Genomic DNA, 17,397 nt, shown 5'->3' with positions numbered 1-17,397 from the left:
CACATTTTAAGAATGACATGACTAAGGGTACGAACTTAAATCGCATAGTCATGAAAAAAGTCTTAGTTAAAACACTTCTATTTCTTGTTTCTCTGCTCATAATCATGAGCACGGCGCAAGCTCAACTTTCCGGTAACTACATTGTGGGAGACGGAGGAGATTACACTTTCCTTGGTCAAGCCATTGGTGACCTGGGAGTTAACGGTGCATCAGGTGATGTCACATTCATCGTTGAAGACGGGTATAACGTTGCCCAAACGATTACATTCCCAGCTTTCGCAGGTGATGATACTTATACTGCTACCATTCGTCCTGCTGATAATGCCACAAATATCACATTTCAGGGATCTACCAACGGAGGAATTTTTCGAGTAAGAAACGTAAACAACTACATCATTGATGGAGCGGATCCTATCACAGGAAATAAGGTATTTACTTTTGATATGGGAGAAGGAGCATTTCGCCATGGATTCGATCTTTCAGGTAATAACTTAACAGTCAAGAACTGTATTTTTAAAATTTACGATGACAATGGAATTGAAACTCCAACCTTTAACAGCGGATTTAGCAATATAACAATCGATAATTGCGATTTTATCAATCTTAATTCATCCAGTGATGTCACAATAAGAGCCATTTGGATAAGGTATACAGATGTTCCAAATTTCAGAATTGAAAACTGTCGGTTTTATAGTGATCCATCATCACCAGATATTAAAGCTTATTTTCCTATTAATTCATCAGGAGCAGTCACTGCAATAAACAATGTCATAAACGCCCGTGCTGATAATTTTATAGGGATTTATATAAATGATAAGGATGAGACCGCTGAAATTCATCATAATACTGTTAACCTATCTGGAAGTCAAAATATAGGAACCCCGGCTACCGTGAGCGGAATTTTTCTTAACAACAGAGGAAGTGATCCGATCACTGTACAAAATAACATTGTAAACTTTACCAGATCATATCCTTCTGGCTGGACCAAATTAGGCCTTGTAGGTAGTGCAACTACTGCTTCGGACAATAACATCCACATCGAAGATGATACCCAAAGTGATTTTGGATACCTAACTGTTGGTGATAATCAGACTAGTGTTTTATCAAGCAATCCAACGTACACGTTTAGCGAACCACTCTTTACCGATGAAGCAAACAATGATCTCACATTGACGGGTGCTTCATTAACTAATCCTAATTTTAGAGGTGTAAACGCAGGGGTCACAACTGATATCAATGGCACTAGTAGAAATGGTACTGTACCGGCCAAAGGAGCTTATGAACACGCTAATTCAATTGCAGATATCATCAGTTTTACAGGACCAAACATACTATCAACGACCATTGATAATTCTAATAGTACTATAGAGTTTGTACTTTCCAACGGGAGTTCTCAGATATTTGCACCAACTATCGGACTATATGCGGATGCTCAAGGTATATCACCTTCAAGTGGTGCCACGCAAAATTTTTCATCCCCGGTGATATACACAGTTACTGCAGAAGATGGAACACAGGATACCTGGACAGTAACAAATAAGATTCCAAATACTGAAGCTAATATTACAAGTTTCTCTGTAGCAGAACAGACTGGTCCTGCTATTATAGATCCGATCAATGCTACAATAGATATTGAACTTGGCAGAAACGTTCCAAGTCCCTTTACTCCAACTATGACTATCTCAGACGGGGCTACTATCACAACTGGCTATATGATTGGAGAATCGATTTCTTATGGATTCTTTATAAGTAACAGAACACTAACAATTCTGTCGGAAGATGGACTAACATCTAAAGATTGGACGATAAGAATGACTTTGGATCCTTATGAAGGTGGTACTTATACCGTAGGCGCAGGCGATGACTTTGAAGATATTGAAGATGCAATAATTGCACTTGACATGTATGGATATGACGGAGATGTTGTTTTAGAGATTCAATCTGATTATCCGTCAACTATCCCCTCCACTACCGTTCGCCTTGATTGGCTTGATGTGAATGCGGGCTCTTCCTTATTAATAAAACCTGCAAGTGATGTGACAGAAGTGACCATAGATATGGGCACAAGATCTATACTTTTCGTAGGGATGCAAGATTTTACTATCGATGGTGAAAACAAATTAAAGTTTGTAACAACGTATAATGGATATGCGCTTGTGATTTCGGGAGATGCAATTGTTAGGAATTTAGAGTATGAAACTGCAGGAGCATTTATGCAATACTCCCAAGGAAGTCTTGAAATGACCGGTAATCGGTTCGTTTATAATGGTAGTTCATTTTCACCATCAACATTTTTTGATATTAGAAATGGTGTTGGAATAAAAACAACAATAGGCTCAAATTTGATTGACTTGGGTAGCGGCCATAACGGTTTAGGCAAATCCCTTTTCTCTGCTTTTAATATCAATACAAGCTTCATCAATAATGTAATCCACGTAGATGGGGTTTCCTGGCCTAGTTTTGTTGCATTTGGCATGGCACCAACCGGAGAAACAGCCGAGGTACTACACAATACTGTTTTTATTGAAGGAACTGCATCTGGTACGGAGGAAATTACTTTTGCTACAACAACAATTTCTACAACTACTTCTTCTACTGTTAAGATTGAAAATAATCTGGTACAGATGGAAAGAAATCCCGGTTCTTCAGGGAAATTGGTAGGGATTAACTTTCGTTCAATTACCAATCAATCTTACGATGGAAACAATATTTTCCTTCAAAGTGGAAGCCATACAAGAACGTATTTCGAACAGCTTGGAAGCACACTTTATGACGATAGCAATTTGGCGGCAATGCTTACAGCGTATCCGGAAACCTCCACTGAAAGTGTTTCATTCGTAAATACAGCAATGAATGACTTCTATCTGTCGGGAGCATCATTGAGCAGTCAAGCACTTAGAACAACTAACCTGCTTGCAGATGTTACAGAAGACTTTCTCTCTAGAAACAGAAGCGTCACTGCCGTGACAAAAGGTGCATACGAAACACCAAATAACATCACGGAGATCTTTGAAGTATCACTTGATGAATTGGTAGGAAATACAACTATCATAAATGGCTTCTCCACAATATCAGCAGAAGTAGCAGCTGGTTCCGGATTCAATTTAGATCCTTCATTCACACTATTTCCTGGGGCATCTATCAATCCGAACAATGGAACTACACAAGATTTTACCTCAGCGGTTATTTACACAGTAACAGCTGAAGATGGTACAACAAGGGATTGGTCAGTAACTATTACTGAGCAAAACGGAGCTCCAACAGATGTTTCTCTAGGAAGTACAGATATCAACGAAAATGCAGGATCTAATGCAGTTGTCGGTGTTCTCTCAGGGACTGATCCTAATACCATTGAGACATTTAGTTATTCATTGGTTGCAGGTACTGGAGGAACGGATAATGCATTATTCAACATTGATGGCAGTAACCTAAGAGCAACCAATTCACTGGATCATGAGGCTAGTGATACACGATCTGTGCTTATCAGAGTGACAGATGCTGGTGGATTATTTTTCGATAAAGCATTCACTATTTCGATAGCTGATTTGAATGATGCACCTAATGATATCTTCCTTTCAAACTCTTCAGTCCAAGAAAACCTTGCTATTGGTACGACTGTAGGCACGCTAACTTCAGCAGATCAAGATGCTGGAGACATTCATACATATTCGTTGAAAGTTGGAACACCAGACAATGCGTTCTTCTCAATTGATGAAGATCAACTTGAAACTAATGCAGTATTTGATTTTGAAACAAAAGACACTTACAATCTGGAGATCATTACCAACGATGGCAATGGAGGACAGTTTGAACAGGAATTTGCTATTTCGATTTCCGATGAAGCTTCCTCAATAACAGATATTTCACTTAGTGGCAACAACCTAAATGAAAATCAGGGACAAGGCATTCCAATTGGAACATTCACGGTTCAAGGTATTGACCTTAGCGGATCATACACTTACACATTTGCAAGTGGCACTGGCGATGCTGGAAATACAGCATTCAATATCTCAAATGATCAACTACTAAGTTTTGCTGGATTTAATCATGAAATATTCCCAACTATTGATATTCGGGTTGAAGCATCAGGGATTGGAGGATCGCTTGAAAAAGTATTCACGATCAATATCAACGATTTGGTAGAAGTACCAACCGATATTGATCTTTCAAACAATTCGATTCAAGAAAGTCTAGCTATTGGTACTGTAGTAGGTACTCTTTCTACAACAGATCAAGATGAAGGAGAGACCTATACGTATACATTGGTAGACGGATCAGGCGACAGCGGTAATGATTCATTCCAAATTGTTGGAGATGAATTAAGATCCAATGAAGTATTTGATTTTGAAACACAAACAAGCTATTCCGTTCGAATTCAAACAGATGATGGAAATGGCAATCAACTTGCTGAGTCTTTTACTATTAATATTGGAGATGTAGGTCCTTCAGTTACTGACATTGGCTTAACGAATAATCAAATTGATGAAAACAATGCTACTCCATTGACGGTAGGAACATTTAGCACACTAGGCGAAGAAGTTACAGGATCGTACACTTACTCACTCGTTTCTGGAGATGGAGATGGAGCTAACACATCTTTCTTCATAGTAGGTGATGAACTGCGTACAAGTGCCGTTTTCGATCATGAGATAATCTCTTCATTCAGTATTCGTGTTAGGACGGACGATGGTATGGGATCATTTTTCGAAAAAGCTATTGCACTAACAGTAACCGATATCAATGAGGCGCCAACTTCTATCTCACTCATAAACAATGCATTTAATGAGACTGATGACTTAGGAGCAATCACAGGTTTTCTAGTACAAGATGTTGACGAAGGAGATAGCTTTACGGTAACTCTTGCAACTGGATCTGGAGATGCTGACAATGATAAATTCAGTATTGTATCTGGAGAAAGTCCAGGCACTTTTGCTCTTCAAAATGACGTTCCATTTGATTTTGAATCTCAATCAAGTTTTTCAATAAGAGTAAATGTTCAAGATGCAGGAGGCTTGTCAATTGAAGAATCAATTACAATAACGGTAAATGATACTAACGATGATCCTACTGATATTTTGTCAACCAGCAACTCAATAAACGAAAATAGTGCGCCTGGCAGCACTGTTACATCCTTCTCTACTGAAGATCAGGATGCTAGTGATCTTCACACGTATACACTCGTCTCTGGTAGTGGCGACGAAGACAATAATGCCTTTCAAATTTCTGACAATAACCTACTAAATGAAGGACAATTGAACTTTGAAAATAAGAGTAGTTACAATGTTAGAATTCGAAGCAATGATGGAAATGGTGGCATCATAGAAGAGGCATTTGTAATCTCAATTAACGATGTAAATGAGGCTCCTACTAATATAGATCTTTCCAATAGTTCAATTGATGAAAGTACTCCAATCGGGACTGTAATCGGAAGTTTCAGTACGGACGACGAAGATGCTGGCGATACACACACGTATGCTGTAGAGCTAGGATGTGATGCGTGCGACTTAGCAGAAATATTCCCATTTACAATTGTAGGAAATGAACTTCGAAGCAACATTGAGTTCGATTACGAAAATCAGAGTAGCTATTTGATCACAATCACTTCTACTGATGCGGGCGGACTTACAGATGAGCAGGCATTCGCAATAGATATTAACGATCTTCCAGCCTCCATCACGTCACTAGATCTTTCCAACCAGTCGATTAATGAAAATGAAAGTGCAGGGGCTACCGTTGGTTCGTTGACAACTACGGGTGAAGACCTGTCCGGAAATTACACCTATACATTAGTATCAGGTGATGGAGATACCGATAACGCTTCGTTCACCATTTCAAATAGCGATCTTCAAACAGCTGCAAGCTTTGATTTTGAAGCAAAGAGCAGCTATAGCATCCGCATCATGACCGATGATGGATCCTTAACCAGAGAGGAAACATTTACAATCACGGTATCAGATGTGTCAGAAGCTCCAACAGACATCTCATTGAGCGTATCATCAATTGCCGAAAATAATGCCATTGACGATGCAATAGGAGCCTTCACAACTACAGACGAAGATGGTGGGGAAACTCACGCTTACAGCCTTGTAAATGGAGATGGCGATGATGACAATGGCTCCTTTACACTATCTGGTGATATAATTCTAGCTGCAGAAGTGTTTGATTTTGAAACTAAGGATTCCTACTCCATAAGAATTCAAACCAATGACGGCAATGGTGGGATCTTTGCCAAAGCTTTCACAATTACTATTGATAATATCAATGAAAGTATCTCTGTAGCATCACCAATAGATGATCAATCATTGACCGAAGGTTTTGAGTCTGCTGATGTTGATTTAAATGGTGTATTTGTAGATGAAGATGGAGACGCACTCACATACACTGCAGAAAGTTCGGACAACTCAATTGTCTCAGTTGCAGTTTCAAATTCAACATTAACCTTGACAGAAGCAGGTATTGGTACGGTTACAATTACTGTTACTGCCGATGATGGCTCTGGCCAAACTACTACTGACTCTTTTGAAGTGGAAGTATCGGAAACACCACTTGGACTAGATGAGGAGATTTCAATTGAAGTTTATCCAAACCCGACATCAGATTACATCAACATTAATGCTGACAAAAAATTGACCATTGATTTAATCAACCTGCATGGTCAAACGATACAAACCATTGACGGCACGAATGTTCGAATGGATGTGAGAAATATCAGTACTGGTACATATGTTTTGAAAATCTCAGATGGTAAGTCTTCTGTTACAAGACGAATAATTAAGACAAACTAAGGCAGCATTAGCTATGGCTATTGCGATTGGGGCTGGCTCGGTGAGCTGGCCCTTTTTTTATTGATGACGGTTTTTCAATATCTTACATATACCTAATTACCTAATCACATGAAAAAAATTATCACCCTAGTCCTGATATCCGGACTCTCTATTTTTATTGCATGCCAAGAAGATGATAGTGCTCCTCAAGATGAATTCGGAACCCTTTCATTTACGCTCGATGTATCCATTTCGATTGAAGAAATTGGAGGAAGAGTTGAAGCGGTAGTACCATTAGAAAACTACCGAGTTATAATCCAACAAGAAGATGGAGTTACCTATGCTGAATATGCCAACTACAGCGAAGTTCCAACCGAACTGGAGCTTCCAACCGGAAGCTATCGAGTAATAGCACATTCGGATAATGACCAACCTGCTTTGTTTGAGAACCCATATTACTATGGTGAATCCGACTTATTTACAATCGATAAAGATGAGGTTCAAAGTGTTTCATTGACTGCCGAATTGGCCAATATGAAGGTCAGCGTTTCTTATTCTAGCAATGTTACATCTTCATTCGATACCTATTCCACTAGCGTAGAAAATACCACGGGAGATGTACTGATTTTCAATGAAACCGAGACTCGAGAAGGTTATTTTGCAGTTGATCCCTTGACTATTCTTTCCACTTTGACTTACACTAAGCTGGATGGAGAAGTTGTGACCATACAATATTCAGCTGGTATTTCCGATCCACAGCCTAAGACACATTATCGAATAAATATCGATGCATTTGTTCAAAATGGGAGAGTAGCTATAAACATTACCTTGGACGAAGGCACTGATGATGTCGATATCAATTTAGGTAATGGAAGTCTGGACAATGATAATGATGGTGTTACTATAGGTGAAGGCGATTGTGATGACTCGGATCCTACTGTCTATCCAAATGCACCAGAGGTTTTAGATGGTGAAGACAACAATTGTGATGGCTTGGTTGACAATGCAGTTTGTGGCAATGGAGTAGTAGATTGGAGCGAGGAATGTGATGATTCTAATAATTGTCTTATCACGTGTGAGATTGACTCAGATGGAGATGGGGTCGCTGACAACAGTGACAATTGCCCTGGTAACAATAATGCTAACCAAGCGGATAATGACAATGACGGAGTAGGTAACTTATGCGATAATTGCCCGAATACATTTACCATTAATGGAAGTCAAACAGACAGTGATAATGATGGAGTAGGAAATGCATGTGATAACTGTCCTAATAATCCTAACTCCGGACAAGGAGATAATGATAATGATGGTATTGGAAATGCCTGCGATAGAGATTTGGACAATGATGGATGGGAAGGCACTTCAAATGGAGGAAACGGTCTTGATTGTAACGACAACAATCCATTTATATATCCAGGAGCTCCCGAGATACCTAACAACGGCATCGATGAAAATTGTGATGGCGCCGATGGCATTTTATAACAAAAAAAGCCAGTCTTTCGACTGGCTTTTTAACTTATTTTCTATCCACGAAATGGACTTCTTGAATTTTATTATTTGAGACCTTATACATAACAATTGCATAGATCTTTCTCCCCTCGCCGAAAGTTACCTCTTCATGCTCTACTACAGTATTTGCTACCGCAATACGATTTAACAAGTTGCAATTCAAATCAGGGGTTCTTTCGAACATTGCACCATACTGTGCACGCATAGTCTCCTTACCTTGGTATAGTAGCTCTCTATTCTGATTGTAGACTTTTACGGTATCAGAATATGGAACTAAAAATGCCTCAATATCTCGATTGTTATAAGCTTCTAATTGTGCGTTTGCAAGTTCTTCTGGTGACTGGGCCAGAGCAAATAAGCCCATCAATATTGTAACTACAGAGAGTTTTAATCTTATTTTCATTTTTACATTATTTGATCATAAAAAACACGTTCGCTTACATTCATCCAGACGTTCACATCATTTCTGAATTTTTCAAACGCTTCATATACTTTCTTGCTCGGTGCATCTTTTTCACATAGTTCCGTAAGTGCTTCTTTGGTATATCCTTTTAGCTGTTCCAATACTTCTGATGGAAATGGAGCCACGGTCACATCCGTTTCATTGATAATCTTTTGAAGATACTTCCCATTTCTAGCATCAAACTCGGCTCCCATCCAACGATTGGTGCGATAACACGCTGTTCGTATGATTTCTTGTAAATCTGATGGTAAGGCATCAAATTTTGGCTTATTGATAAGCATCTCCAAAGCTGGACCTGGCTCATGCCAACCTGGATAGTAGTAGTACTTGGCTACATTATAAAATCCCATCAAATAGTCATGAAATGGGCCAATCCATTCAGTGGCATCTATTACGCCTCGCTCAAGGTTCGTATAAATTTCACCGCCCGAAACGAGTACTGGTGTACCACCGGCTTTCTCCAAAACCTTTGCCCCTAATCCTGGAATTCTCATTTTCAGGCCTTTCAGATCTTCAATGGTTTTTATTTCTTTCTTAAACCAACCTGCCATTTGCACACCAGTATTCCCACAAAGAATAGGTTGAATATTAAACGGCTCGTAAAGTTCTTCCCACAATTGCGAGCCTCCACCAGAAATAATCCATGAGCCCATCTGCTGTGCATTCATTCCAAATGGAACAGCTGCAAAAAACTGTGCTGCAGGTACTTTACCTGACCAATAATAGGCGGCTCCATGATTCATTTCTACAGCACCATTACTTACTGCATCAAATCCCTCTAATGCAGGAATCAACTCTCCACCGCCATAAACAGTAATTTCCATTCTTCCACCAGACATTTGCTTTACCCAATCAGCCAATAGTTTACATCCTTCGCCAACCACCGGGAAGTTAGGGGGCCAAGTGGTAGTCATTTTCCACCTGTATGTGTTGTTAAAATTGATATATGGTCCTTTGGATGTTTCCTCCGACTTGACACATGAAGCCAATGTGGTAGCACCAGCCGCTGCTAATGCGGATTTAGTGAGGAATTTTCTTCGTTTCATGCATGAAAGATAGGTACCTCTTATTTAAATCAATTCTGAATTAAGAATCATTCGAACAATCCTTGAATAATTTTATTTGTATGTATGTACATTTAATTAAAATAAAAAAAAGATGAAAGGAACCGTAGCAGCAAAAGAGCCAATCCCAGTTGAATTAGAAGCTGGTAAAACCTATGCATGGTGTACCTGTGGTCATTCTACCAAGCAACCCTTTTGCGATGGGTCGCATAAAGAAACCGACTTCACACCATTAGTTTTTAAGGCAGAAGAAAGTAAAACAGCTTATTTCTGTACTTGCAAGCAAACAGATAATCCAGGTTTTTGCGACGGGAGCCACAAAGCACTTTAACGAAATCTATTTTATCTCTTCCGTTCCATCTGCATGGAGCGCGAATCGGCCTTTCTCCTTGGGGTGAACAAATTCATCCTTCGGCCATGGCCAGCCACCAAATTGCGTACGTTGATACTCTCTTATTGTATCATAAATCTCTTCCTGGGTGTTCATAACGAATGGTCCTTGTTGAACCACGGGCTCACCAATAGGTCGGCCCTGAAGCAACAAAATATGCGCTTCTTGGTCTCCGTTTTTAATGGTCGTCTCAACATTTGCATTTAGATCTGCACCCTGATCAACACTTAGGCTTTGATCATCTAATGAAATATTTTCTCCTTTATAGAAATAAATAGAGCGATTAATTGACTCGTCAGCGATTGGCAACTTTAACTCACCATTGGCTTTGATTTTGATGAGCCATATTGCTACTCCATTTTCATCCTCTGATGCCCAAGAGTCAGGGGTTGTATCCAATGATTTGGTACTATCAAAGTCTCCTGCTACTATGGTTACTTCTGCATCATTCGTTTTGTGTATTGGAATATCTTCTTGCCACAGCATTTTATAGTGCGGCTCTACAAATTTGCTACGTTTAGGAAGGTTCAACCATATTTGAAAAAGCAATAATGGATTGCCTTCATCATCATTTACTAGTGGAAACATTTCAGAGTGGAGAACACCTCTTCCTGCAGTCATCCATTGCACGTCTCCATGGCCAAATCTACCAGTAGCTCCCATGCTATCTGAGTGATCAACCAGCCCTTCTGGCACTACCGTAATGGTCTCAAACCCTCGATGTGGATGTTGAGGAAATCCAGGTACCTGCTGACCATGGTACATTCTCCAGCCATCTTTAATTGTAAAATCTTGACCGATCATGCGTCCTTTAAAATGTGCTGGATCAGGACCCATATTCCCATTTCCATTAGGAAATAAATCACGATGATAGACACAAAAAAGAAACGGATCTTGTGTAGCCCATGGAAAACCAAGTGGCTTGATTTGCTTGATTGCACTCATAATTGCTCTGGATTTTACTGATAACTAATAACCATGCGACAGAGTTCATAATTGGTCTAGTGTTAAATAATCATTATTCCGTTTTGGCTCTGAGCTGAATTGATTTAATCAACACTTACTTTTACTCTATGAATAAAATTGCGATTTTCTGTGGATCTAAGATGGGCAACGACCCAGTTTATGCGACTGCAACAAAGGAGTTAGTGAAAGAAGTTGTCTCCAATGGAATCGAGATTGTCTACGGCGGTGGAGACGTCGGATTGATGGGTGTAGTGGCAGAAACAGCCCTGGAAAATGGAGGAACGATTACTGGGGTCATTCCAGACAAATTGTATGAAATGGAAGTCGCTCACACTGGGATAACCAAGCTGTATCGGGTACGCGATATGCATGAGCGTAAGGCCCTGATGGCAGACTTGTCAGATGGATTCATTGCACTTCCAGGTGGCGTTGGCACCCTTGAGGAAATGACCGAAGTAATGACTTGGGCAACAATCGGTTATCACAACAAACCATGCGCATTCCTCAATACGAATGATTACTACGACCACTTTATCGCCTTCTTCGACCATATGGAAGAAGAAGGCTTTCTCTATAAATCACTGTCTGAACAAGCGATCGTGGAGAGTGATGTGGGGAAGCTGGTGGGGAGGTTTCTTTAATAACTCTATTATTCACGAATGCCTAATAGGACAATCCAAGTTTTTTGATCAGGTTTGCCATCTCCGTCATCATCTTTACCACCATTATCATCAGAAACGAGGACTAAATTATGACCTTTCTTAAAGCCTTCAATATCTGGCCCCCAAGTAATACCTTCAAAATTATCATTAATACCTTCATTCAATAGAAGTAAATCAAGATCTAATCCATTAATCTGTTCAACCATTCCTCTTTTTAATCTTATCTGCTTTAACCTCGTCTGTACAAAACTATTCTTACCTTTTATCTCGTTCCATTCTCGCTCTAAAATTAAAAACCTGTCATCTTGAAGGTAAAGCATTTCAGTTATACCTGTTCTATCTCCTCCGTTGGAAATTAATTCTTCAACCTTATAATGGAAACTGCCCAGTTCTTCTCCATCAGCAGTAAACTTATAAATCTGGGTAGAGCCGTTATCCCTATCTGCTCTTTCCATAGCTGTAAATAGATTTTCGCCATCAAATGCTAAAGACTCAAAACCAGTGTTCTTTCTTACTTTTTTGTTGTCCTGAAAGATGACTTTAGAATCTTGGAAAATAGCAGATTTTTGATTTTTCATTTCAGAAGCTATGAATTCTCCTTTAGGTGTTCTTCTAATTGATTCTGCATTCACAGATTTGAGACTTACAAAGCTAGATTTCACCAGAAAAATTTCTCCATTTGAATATTTAAATGTCAAATCATATTTCCTTGAAATTATCTTTTTATTTACAATATCAGTTACAGCAACAAAATTTGCACCTTCATGCCAGTTTCCATCTAAAAATTCAATACCAGAAAGTCCAGATATTTCATTGAATGAAGCTGTATCAATAATTGCATAGTCTTTCACATTTATCCCTTGAGCATAAGTAAACAGACTCAACACTATGCTGAATAAAAAAATTATTTTATTCATATCTTATTTTTTAAACTTGAAAGCTGTCACTATATCTGTTTACTTACTCAGCTATTTGAAAAGCCTCCTTGACTGCACAAAGTCTTTCAAAAAAACATTTTGGCCCAAACCTATTCCATTGGAATTTTACGAGCCTTAATGGATAGTTAGTAGAACTCTCATCATAAAACCCCCTAGAAGCGTAAACAGCATGATAGCCATTATAAACCACTAGGTTTTCTAATTCCTCTAAACTTCGAACCTTTTGGCAGTTTATTCTTTTGAACTTTACTCCAAGAAGCTTGTATGCATCAGGTGTAGAATATCCATCATTTAAAGAATCTATAGCTACATTAAGATCTATTTCTCTTTCAGATTCTAATTGCACGAGTCTTTTACCCATTGCTGTAAAGCAAAACTCCGCGAATTCCTTAAACTCAATTGCAAACCTGGTTGTATCCAACTGTCGAAACCCAGCCATCTTTGACACCATCTCTAGTTCCTCAAATGTGAAATTTACAGTTGAGGTATCCCTCATTACTACTTCATATCCAGTTTGTGTAGTATCAATTTTTTGGAACAGTTCATCCAATCCAAATTTTGAATAGGAGGCCTTTATGAGTGCAATAGAAACACAATTGCCTCCTCCTTTAACCGTCCCTTGCTTAAAAGACCCCATGATATCAATATCAGATTGACCATAGCTATTTACTTGAAGAATAAGACAGATAATAATCAGCCCAACTCTTAATTTACAAGAAGCTAACATTGTTCTTAACTTTTTTGGTGTGAAGGTTGAACAAAGGAATATCCCAAGTAAGACGTGCCAATACCCTTACGGCGTTTGCATCCCTTGTTTCTGGAACAATTGCTGTTTCATCCACAACTATCTCCCTTAGCTTAGGAGAGTATTGAACCCCCAGGCCAAACGTCAAAGGAGTATTTTTGAATCCATGCTGTAAAAACAATCCAGGAGAAAACACCTGGGCAAAATTTACATCTTGTGGAATCTCTCCCTCAGAATCTTTGAGACGATATTGTAATACCGCTCCAATATCAGCAACCTGCAACATGATGCTCCAGTAAGAACCTTTCAGGGATTTAACTTCTTGATTTACCCCATTCTTTCTAACAAAGTTGTAGACTCCCTGATTTTCACACCCTCTTTTCCCCCAGGCAAACTCAAAACCAATCGGAGCTGTGATGCCAAAGGATAGTTCTTGCCCACCGCTATTGGTTCCAGTTAAGTTTTCCGAACCAATCGAAATGCCAGGATGTGCGGTAAGGGTAATAGAGGAAAGGCTTGCACGCTTAGCCTTATAACTACCAGATGGAAGCGCAAATTTCTTGATCACTTCTTTTACATCATCAGAATTCTCTGAATTCGAAATTGCGGTCATAAATGCACCGTATTCTTTTAATACATTCAAGAGCCTCACCAATTTCTTTTGATCGAAATTATCATTGTCTTTAAAAATTGTTTCAATGATCGAAACAAGGTTTGGTATTATAAAATGGTACTTCTTGTCATGGATAGATTTGTATGCATCCATCACCTTTTGAGCAACTGCCATTTGTTCGTTTGAGAAAGGGCAACCTGTACCTGAGCACAAAATTTCAGATTGACCAGCTTCTTTTAAGATGTCAAGCGTAGCTTGAATTAGTTCAAGGTACTCGTCTACTGGAATTTTAGAAATGCTAGGTCCTGATATGTCAAAGCCTTCCGTCTTAGCCTGTTTTCGAAGACTGCTATAATCGAAGATCAACTCAGTTGTTGGAAAAATGAGTTTGTTGAAAATTTCAATGGCATCAGTATTTGCCAAGAAATCTGCACCATCATTCTTCAATAGTCCAACGAAATATTTTATTTCATCATCGGTATCCAAGAATGCAAGTTCTTCGAAAGTCAGATAAACTCTATTTTCATTACCAGTTCCCACGAATTGAACATTTTTCTGGATAACATTTATGTTCTTTAAGACTCGGTGTATGCTTTTATACGAATCGTCATTCCCATTGAATCTCGGATCGTACCTTTTGTCTAAAAATTCAAAAATATCCTTTGCATGATAGTCTTTGATCAACTTATCTCCAAGGTCAAGGGTTAGTACAAGCGGAATGTGATAGTCAGATTCTTTGATTAAGTCTTCATAATTATCCCTGAAATTGACTAAGACATTTTCTAAGTCACTCTCAAATGCATCTTTTAATTCATTACCTAAACTTTGATAGTCAAATGGATCTGCATCCTGCAAAAAATCATAACTATTTGGTGCCAACTTCTGAAGATCGTCAAGTTCTTTAAGCTTTGCTCGAAACTTATCGATGTACATTTTTGTGACCTCCTCTTTGAAGCGCTCAGCCACGAACTTTGCGGTACCGTCTATAATATCAGCTTGGGAAACACTTCCAAAAAGACCACCTAGTGATTCTTGCAAATAAGATATTCTTTGTGAAATACTACGTAAACTATCTAAATCTTCTTCTGAAATTTCCGTACCAAGTGGGTCATTAATGAAAGAGTAGACTCTTTTTAACATCTCCGGATTTATTGTTTCATCATAGATTATTGAGTTACTATCAATGGTTAACGTATCATTTTTTGCTTCGTCTTTATTAGCTAATTGTTTTTCATTAAATAATCTATAAATAGCTTGTGCATCGTAGTAGGCATTTTGAGCAACGAGTAATTGAGCGCAAAGCAACCCAATGATTAAGGTGAATATCTTTTTCATCTTCTTGGTTTAATTAGTGAAACATTAAGTCTGGTTAGTACATGTGAAATATCTTGAGCAAGGGCAAATTCTGCTCCTGGATTTGTCAATTTTTCTCCGGCAAAATGAAGCCCACAGGCTTGCCTAGTCGCCTGGTTTATCCACAAAGCTCCCGAATCACCAGGTAATGAAATTTCAGGTGGCCCTCCGACAGCAGGAACGAGTTTAAAACCTGGTATTCCAATCCTACGATGATTGATATTTCGGAAGTAAACACTTCTTGCTGAAACCTTGGCATGAGTTACTCCTGTGGTTCTTCCAGATTTATGAAGGACATCTCCAATCGAAGCTTTTGCTGTTGATTTTACAGAAAGGCCCATTCCATAGATAATGTCGCTTTTCTGTCTCCTCCCATTAAACCTTGCTATTGCCGAATCCCCATTGGGGTCTCTCCTTACATAATTTCCTATAGCATCTCTCCGAATATTGCCTCCATCTTTAACAACACCAGGTTGCATGACAGGCACGCCCTTTCTTGTGGATTTAATTACGTGAAAACAGGTCAATATTGAAAGTCTATTATTGTTAAGCTTATCGTAACAGAATGTTCCAAGTGTTCCAGTGTCACCAAATCCAATACTTATACCTGGAGAAATTTTAGTTTGCCTCTTGGTTCGATCATTCTTAACTGGTCGAACTCCTTGCCTACTGATATGATCAGTTACGAGTGTTTCCCGAACAACAACATTTACGTTCTTTCTATCAGAGAGAGATACGTAGTTTTCAAACCCCGAATCGATCGTATTAATCGTCACGCAATACTCATCGTCATTGTATTCGTTGCCATCAAATCGATAACCAATATCTATTGACCTAATAGACTCATTATCCCGATACCTGGATACTAATTCATTGTGAAGCCTTACTAAATTCTTATCCATCATCGCCATCATCATTTGTTACTTCAATAAGGAGAATTTCAAATACGCCCTCACTACTCGCTTCATCTAGCTTAATTGTTGTCTGTATCTCGTATTCTTTATTATTTACAATTAGCTCAACCGCTATTGAATACTCGTCTGGTGTTAAACCCGAGAAACTAAATGCACCTTTGCTATCAGGATTAATAATGTCAGATTCGAAATCGCTAGAAGCAGATTGAAGTAGAATAGTAGCATTGGAAATCTCTTTAACCGGTGGCGCAGTTACACTTGGATCAAAGTCTATGCTCCCGTTCAATGTAAGTTGAACTTCACTTTCTTCTTTCTTAGGATCGCTTGACCTGAAAATCAAATCTTTGATCCTATCTAGGAGATCTATAGCGCGCCTTGAATAAAAACCAAGAATAAACGAGAGAACAATTACCCAATATGAAATCCCATCGACACTTATTGCTCCATCATTCACCAGAACATTTCCACTAAATATGATGACGACAGTTATTACAGGCGAGTATACAAGTTTCGAATAATGAACAGCAATCTCCTTCGGATCAAACTTATTGTTTCTTACAGCCTCAGACCCATGAAAGAGTAGGCTACAAAGCACTCCAAAAAGAGACCAAACCAGCACTTCAATTAAAACCCACTTGGAGTCCAGCCAAAAAATTGAATCTTTCTCCCAGCACAACTCATTTAAGAAAAGAGCGAAACTATCACTCTCAAGTACTTCGAATGCCAGCTCATATTGCTGGTTAAAGGTTGAATCTGCCTCACAACAATTCAAGAAATTTCCAATAATTTCATATCGTTGATTTAGCAAGGAATCATAGTTGCTTACCGAGTCTGCTAAAATATTGCCAAATGAAACATGCTGCTTTAAGATAAACTCCTTCTGAGTCTCCGTTAGTGACACCTTCTCCTTACCCAATTCTGGGAAAATCAAAAAATGTAATAGGATATAGATTAATATCGATATCCCCAAAACTCGTACGTAAAGGTTTATTTGTTTCATAATTCTATGTAT

The 17,397-nt window shown here is 38.8% G+C and carries 12 protein-coding genes; 4 read left to right on the top strand and 8 right to left on the bottom strand.

Annotated features, from left to right (window positions below):
• Positions 1-50 precede the first annotated feature (50 nt).
• Together ACY650_RS10055 and ACY650_RS10050 are read left to right on the top strand one after the other, a co-directional pair.
• Complete coding sequence (locus tag ACY650_RS10055; RefSeq protein WP_462254317.1) at positions 51-6,785, top strand: T9SS type A sorting domain-containing protein; 6,735 nt, start codon at positions 51-53, stop codon at positions 6,783-6,785.
• Positions 6,786-6,893: 108 nt separating this feature from the next.
• Positions 6,894-8,249: a DUF4493 domain-containing protein gene (locus ACY650_RS10050; protein WP_462254315.1), complete on the top strand. Its 1,356-nt coding sequence runs from the start codon at positions 6,894-6,896 to the stop codon at positions 8,247-8,249.
• A 34-nt stretch (positions 8,250-8,283) separates the two neighbouring features.
• Here ACY650_RS10050 and ACY650_RS10045 read toward each other — a convergent pair whose 3' ends face one another.
• Positions 8,284-8,679, bottom strand: a complete 396-nt coding sequence (locus tag ACY650_RS10045; RefSeq protein WP_462254313.1) for a nuclear transport factor 2 family protein — start codon at positions 8,677-8,679, stop codon at positions 8,284-8,286.
• A gap of 2 nt (positions 8,680-8,681) precedes the next feature.
• Entirely contained in the window at positions 8,682-9,785 is a 1,104-nt protein-coding gene (locus ACY650_RS10040) for a TRAP transporter substrate-binding protein (RefSeq protein ID WP_462254311.1), read from the bottom strand.
• A 112-nt stretch (positions 9,786-9,897) separates the two neighbouring features.
• Here ACY650_RS10040 and ACY650_RS10035 point away from each other — a divergent pair, with 112 nt between their 5' ends.
• Positions 9,898-10,134, top strand: a complete 237-nt coding sequence (locus ACY650_RS10035) for a CDGSH iron-sulfur domain-containing protein (RefSeq protein WP_462254309.1) — start codon at positions 9,898-9,900, stop codon at positions 10,132-10,134.
• A 6-nt stretch (positions 10,135-10,140) separates the two neighbouring features.
• Here the strand turns inward: ACY650_RS10035 and ACY650_RS10030 are convergent, their stop codons facing one another.
• Positions 10,141-11,139 carry a pirin family protein gene (locus ACY650_RS10030; protein ID WP_462254307.1) on the bottom strand — a complete coding sequence of 333 codons (999 nt, stop codon included), beginning with the start codon at positions 11,137-11,139 and terminating at the stop codon, positions 10,141-10,143.
• A 128-nt stretch (positions 11,140-11,267) separates the two neighbouring features.
• Here ACY650_RS10030 and ACY650_RS10025 point away from each other — a divergent pair, with 128 nt between their 5' ends.
• Positions 11,268-11,801 carry an LOG family protein gene (locus ACY650_RS10025; RefSeq protein ID WP_462254305.1) on the top strand — a complete coding sequence of 178 codons (534 nt, stop codon included), beginning with the start codon at positions 11,268-11,270 and terminating at the stop codon, positions 11,799-11,801.
• Between the two features lie 8 nt (positions 11,802-11,809).
• On the opposite strand, the gene ACY650_RS10020 is transcribed toward ACY650_RS10025, so the two are convergent.
• Genes ACY650_RS10020 through ACY650_RS10000 form a run of 5 tightly spaced genes read right to left on the bottom strand, consistent with a single transcriptional unit; the run spans position 11,810 to position 17,385 of the window.
• Positions 11,810-12,739, bottom strand: a complete 930-nt coding sequence (locus ACY650_RS10020; RefSeq protein ID WP_462254303.1) for an esterase-like activity of phytase family protein — start codon at positions 12,737-12,739, stop codon at positions 11,810-11,812.
• Positions 12,740-12,782: 43 nt separating this feature from the next.
• Positions 12,783-13,487 (bottom strand): hypothetical protein, encoded by a 705-nt coding sequence (locus tag ACY650_RS10015; RefSeq protein ID WP_462254301.1) that lies wholly within the window; start codon positions 13,485-13,487, stop codon positions 12,783-12,785.
• A complete protein-coding gene (locus ACY650_RS10010) occupies positions 13,471-15,453 on the bottom strand; it encodes a hypothetical protein (protein WP_462254299.1) in 1,983 nt (660 codons plus the stop codon). The genes ACY650_RS10015 and ACY650_RS10010 overlap by 17 nt, the downstream gene beginning before the upstream one ends.
• Complete coding sequence (locus ACY650_RS10005) at positions 15,450-16,376, bottom strand: chymotrypsin family serine protease (protein ID WP_462254297.1); 927 nt, start codon at positions 16,374-16,376, stop codon at positions 15,450-15,452. Before ACY650_RS10005 ends, ACY650_RS10010 begins: the two co-directional genes overlap by 4 nt.
• Complete coding sequence (locus tag ACY650_RS10000; protein ID WP_462254295.1) at positions 16,366-17,385, bottom strand: carboxypeptidase-like regulatory domain-containing protein; 1,020 nt, start codon at positions 17,383-17,385, stop codon at positions 16,366-16,368. Before ACY650_RS10000 ends, ACY650_RS10005 begins: the two co-directional genes overlap by 11 nt.
• Positions 17,386-17,397 lie beyond the last annotated feature (12 nt).

The sequence above is a fragment of the Ekhidna sp. genome (genome assembly GCF_963691765.1).
In the GTDB taxonomy this organism is placed as follows: domain Bacteria; phylum Bacteroidota; class Bacteroidia; order Cytophagales; family Cyclobacteriaceae; genus Ekhidna.
This window is presented reverse-complemented; position numbering and strand designations above follow the sequence as displayed.

What these genes read in the sequence shown, in the direction of transcription:
- ACY650_RS10055 (WP_462254317.1), top strand. Translation starts at nt 51, where the DNA reads ATGAAAAAAGTCTTAGTTAAAACACTTCTATTTCTTGTTTCTCTGCTC.
- ACY650_RS10050 (WP_462254315.1), top strand. Translation starts at nt 6,894, where the DNA reads ATGAAAAAAATTATCACCCTAGTCCTGATATCCGGACTCTCTATTTTT.
- ACY650_RS10045 (WP_462254313.1), bottom strand. Translation starts at nt 8,679, where the DNA reads ATGAAAATAAGATTAAAACTCTCTGTAGTTACAATATTGATGGGCTTA.
- ACY650_RS10040 (WP_462254311.1), bottom strand. Translation starts at nt 9,785, where the DNA reads ATGAAACGAAGAAAATTCCTCACTAAATCCGCATTAGCAGCGGCTGGT.
- ACY650_RS10035 (WP_462254309.1), top strand. Translation starts at nt 9,898, where the DNA reads ATGAAAGGAACCGTAGCAGCAAAAGAGCCAATCCCAGTTGAATTAGAA.
- ACY650_RS10030 (WP_462254307.1), bottom strand. Translation starts at nt 11,139, where the DNA reads ATGAGTGCAATCAAGCAAATCAAGCCACTTGGTTTTCCATGGGCTACA.
- ACY650_RS10025 (WP_462254305.1), top strand. Translation starts at nt 11,268, where the DNA reads ATGAATAAAATTGCGATTTTCTGTGGATCTAAGATGGGCAACGACCCA.
- ACY650_RS10020 (WP_462254303.1), bottom strand. Translation starts at nt 12,739, where the DNA reads ATGAATAAAATAATTTTTTTATTCAGCATAGTGTTGAGTCTGTTTACT.
- ACY650_RS10015 (WP_462254301.1), bottom strand. Translation starts at nt 13,487, where the DNA reads ATGTTAGCTTCTTGTAAATTAAGAGTTGGGCTGATTATTATCTGTCTT.
- ACY650_RS10010 (WP_462254299.1), bottom strand. Translation starts at nt 15,453, where the DNA reads ATGAAAAAGATATTCACCTTAATCATTGGGTTGCTTTGCGCTCAATTA.
- ACY650_RS10005 (WP_462254297.1), bottom strand. Translation starts at nt 16,376, where the DNA reads ATGATGGATAAGAATTTAGTAAGGCTTCACAATGAATTAGTATCCAGG.
- ACY650_RS10000 (WP_462254295.1), bottom strand. Translation starts at nt 17,385, where the DNA reads ATGAAACAAATAAACCTTTACGTACGAGTTTTGGGGATATCGATATTA.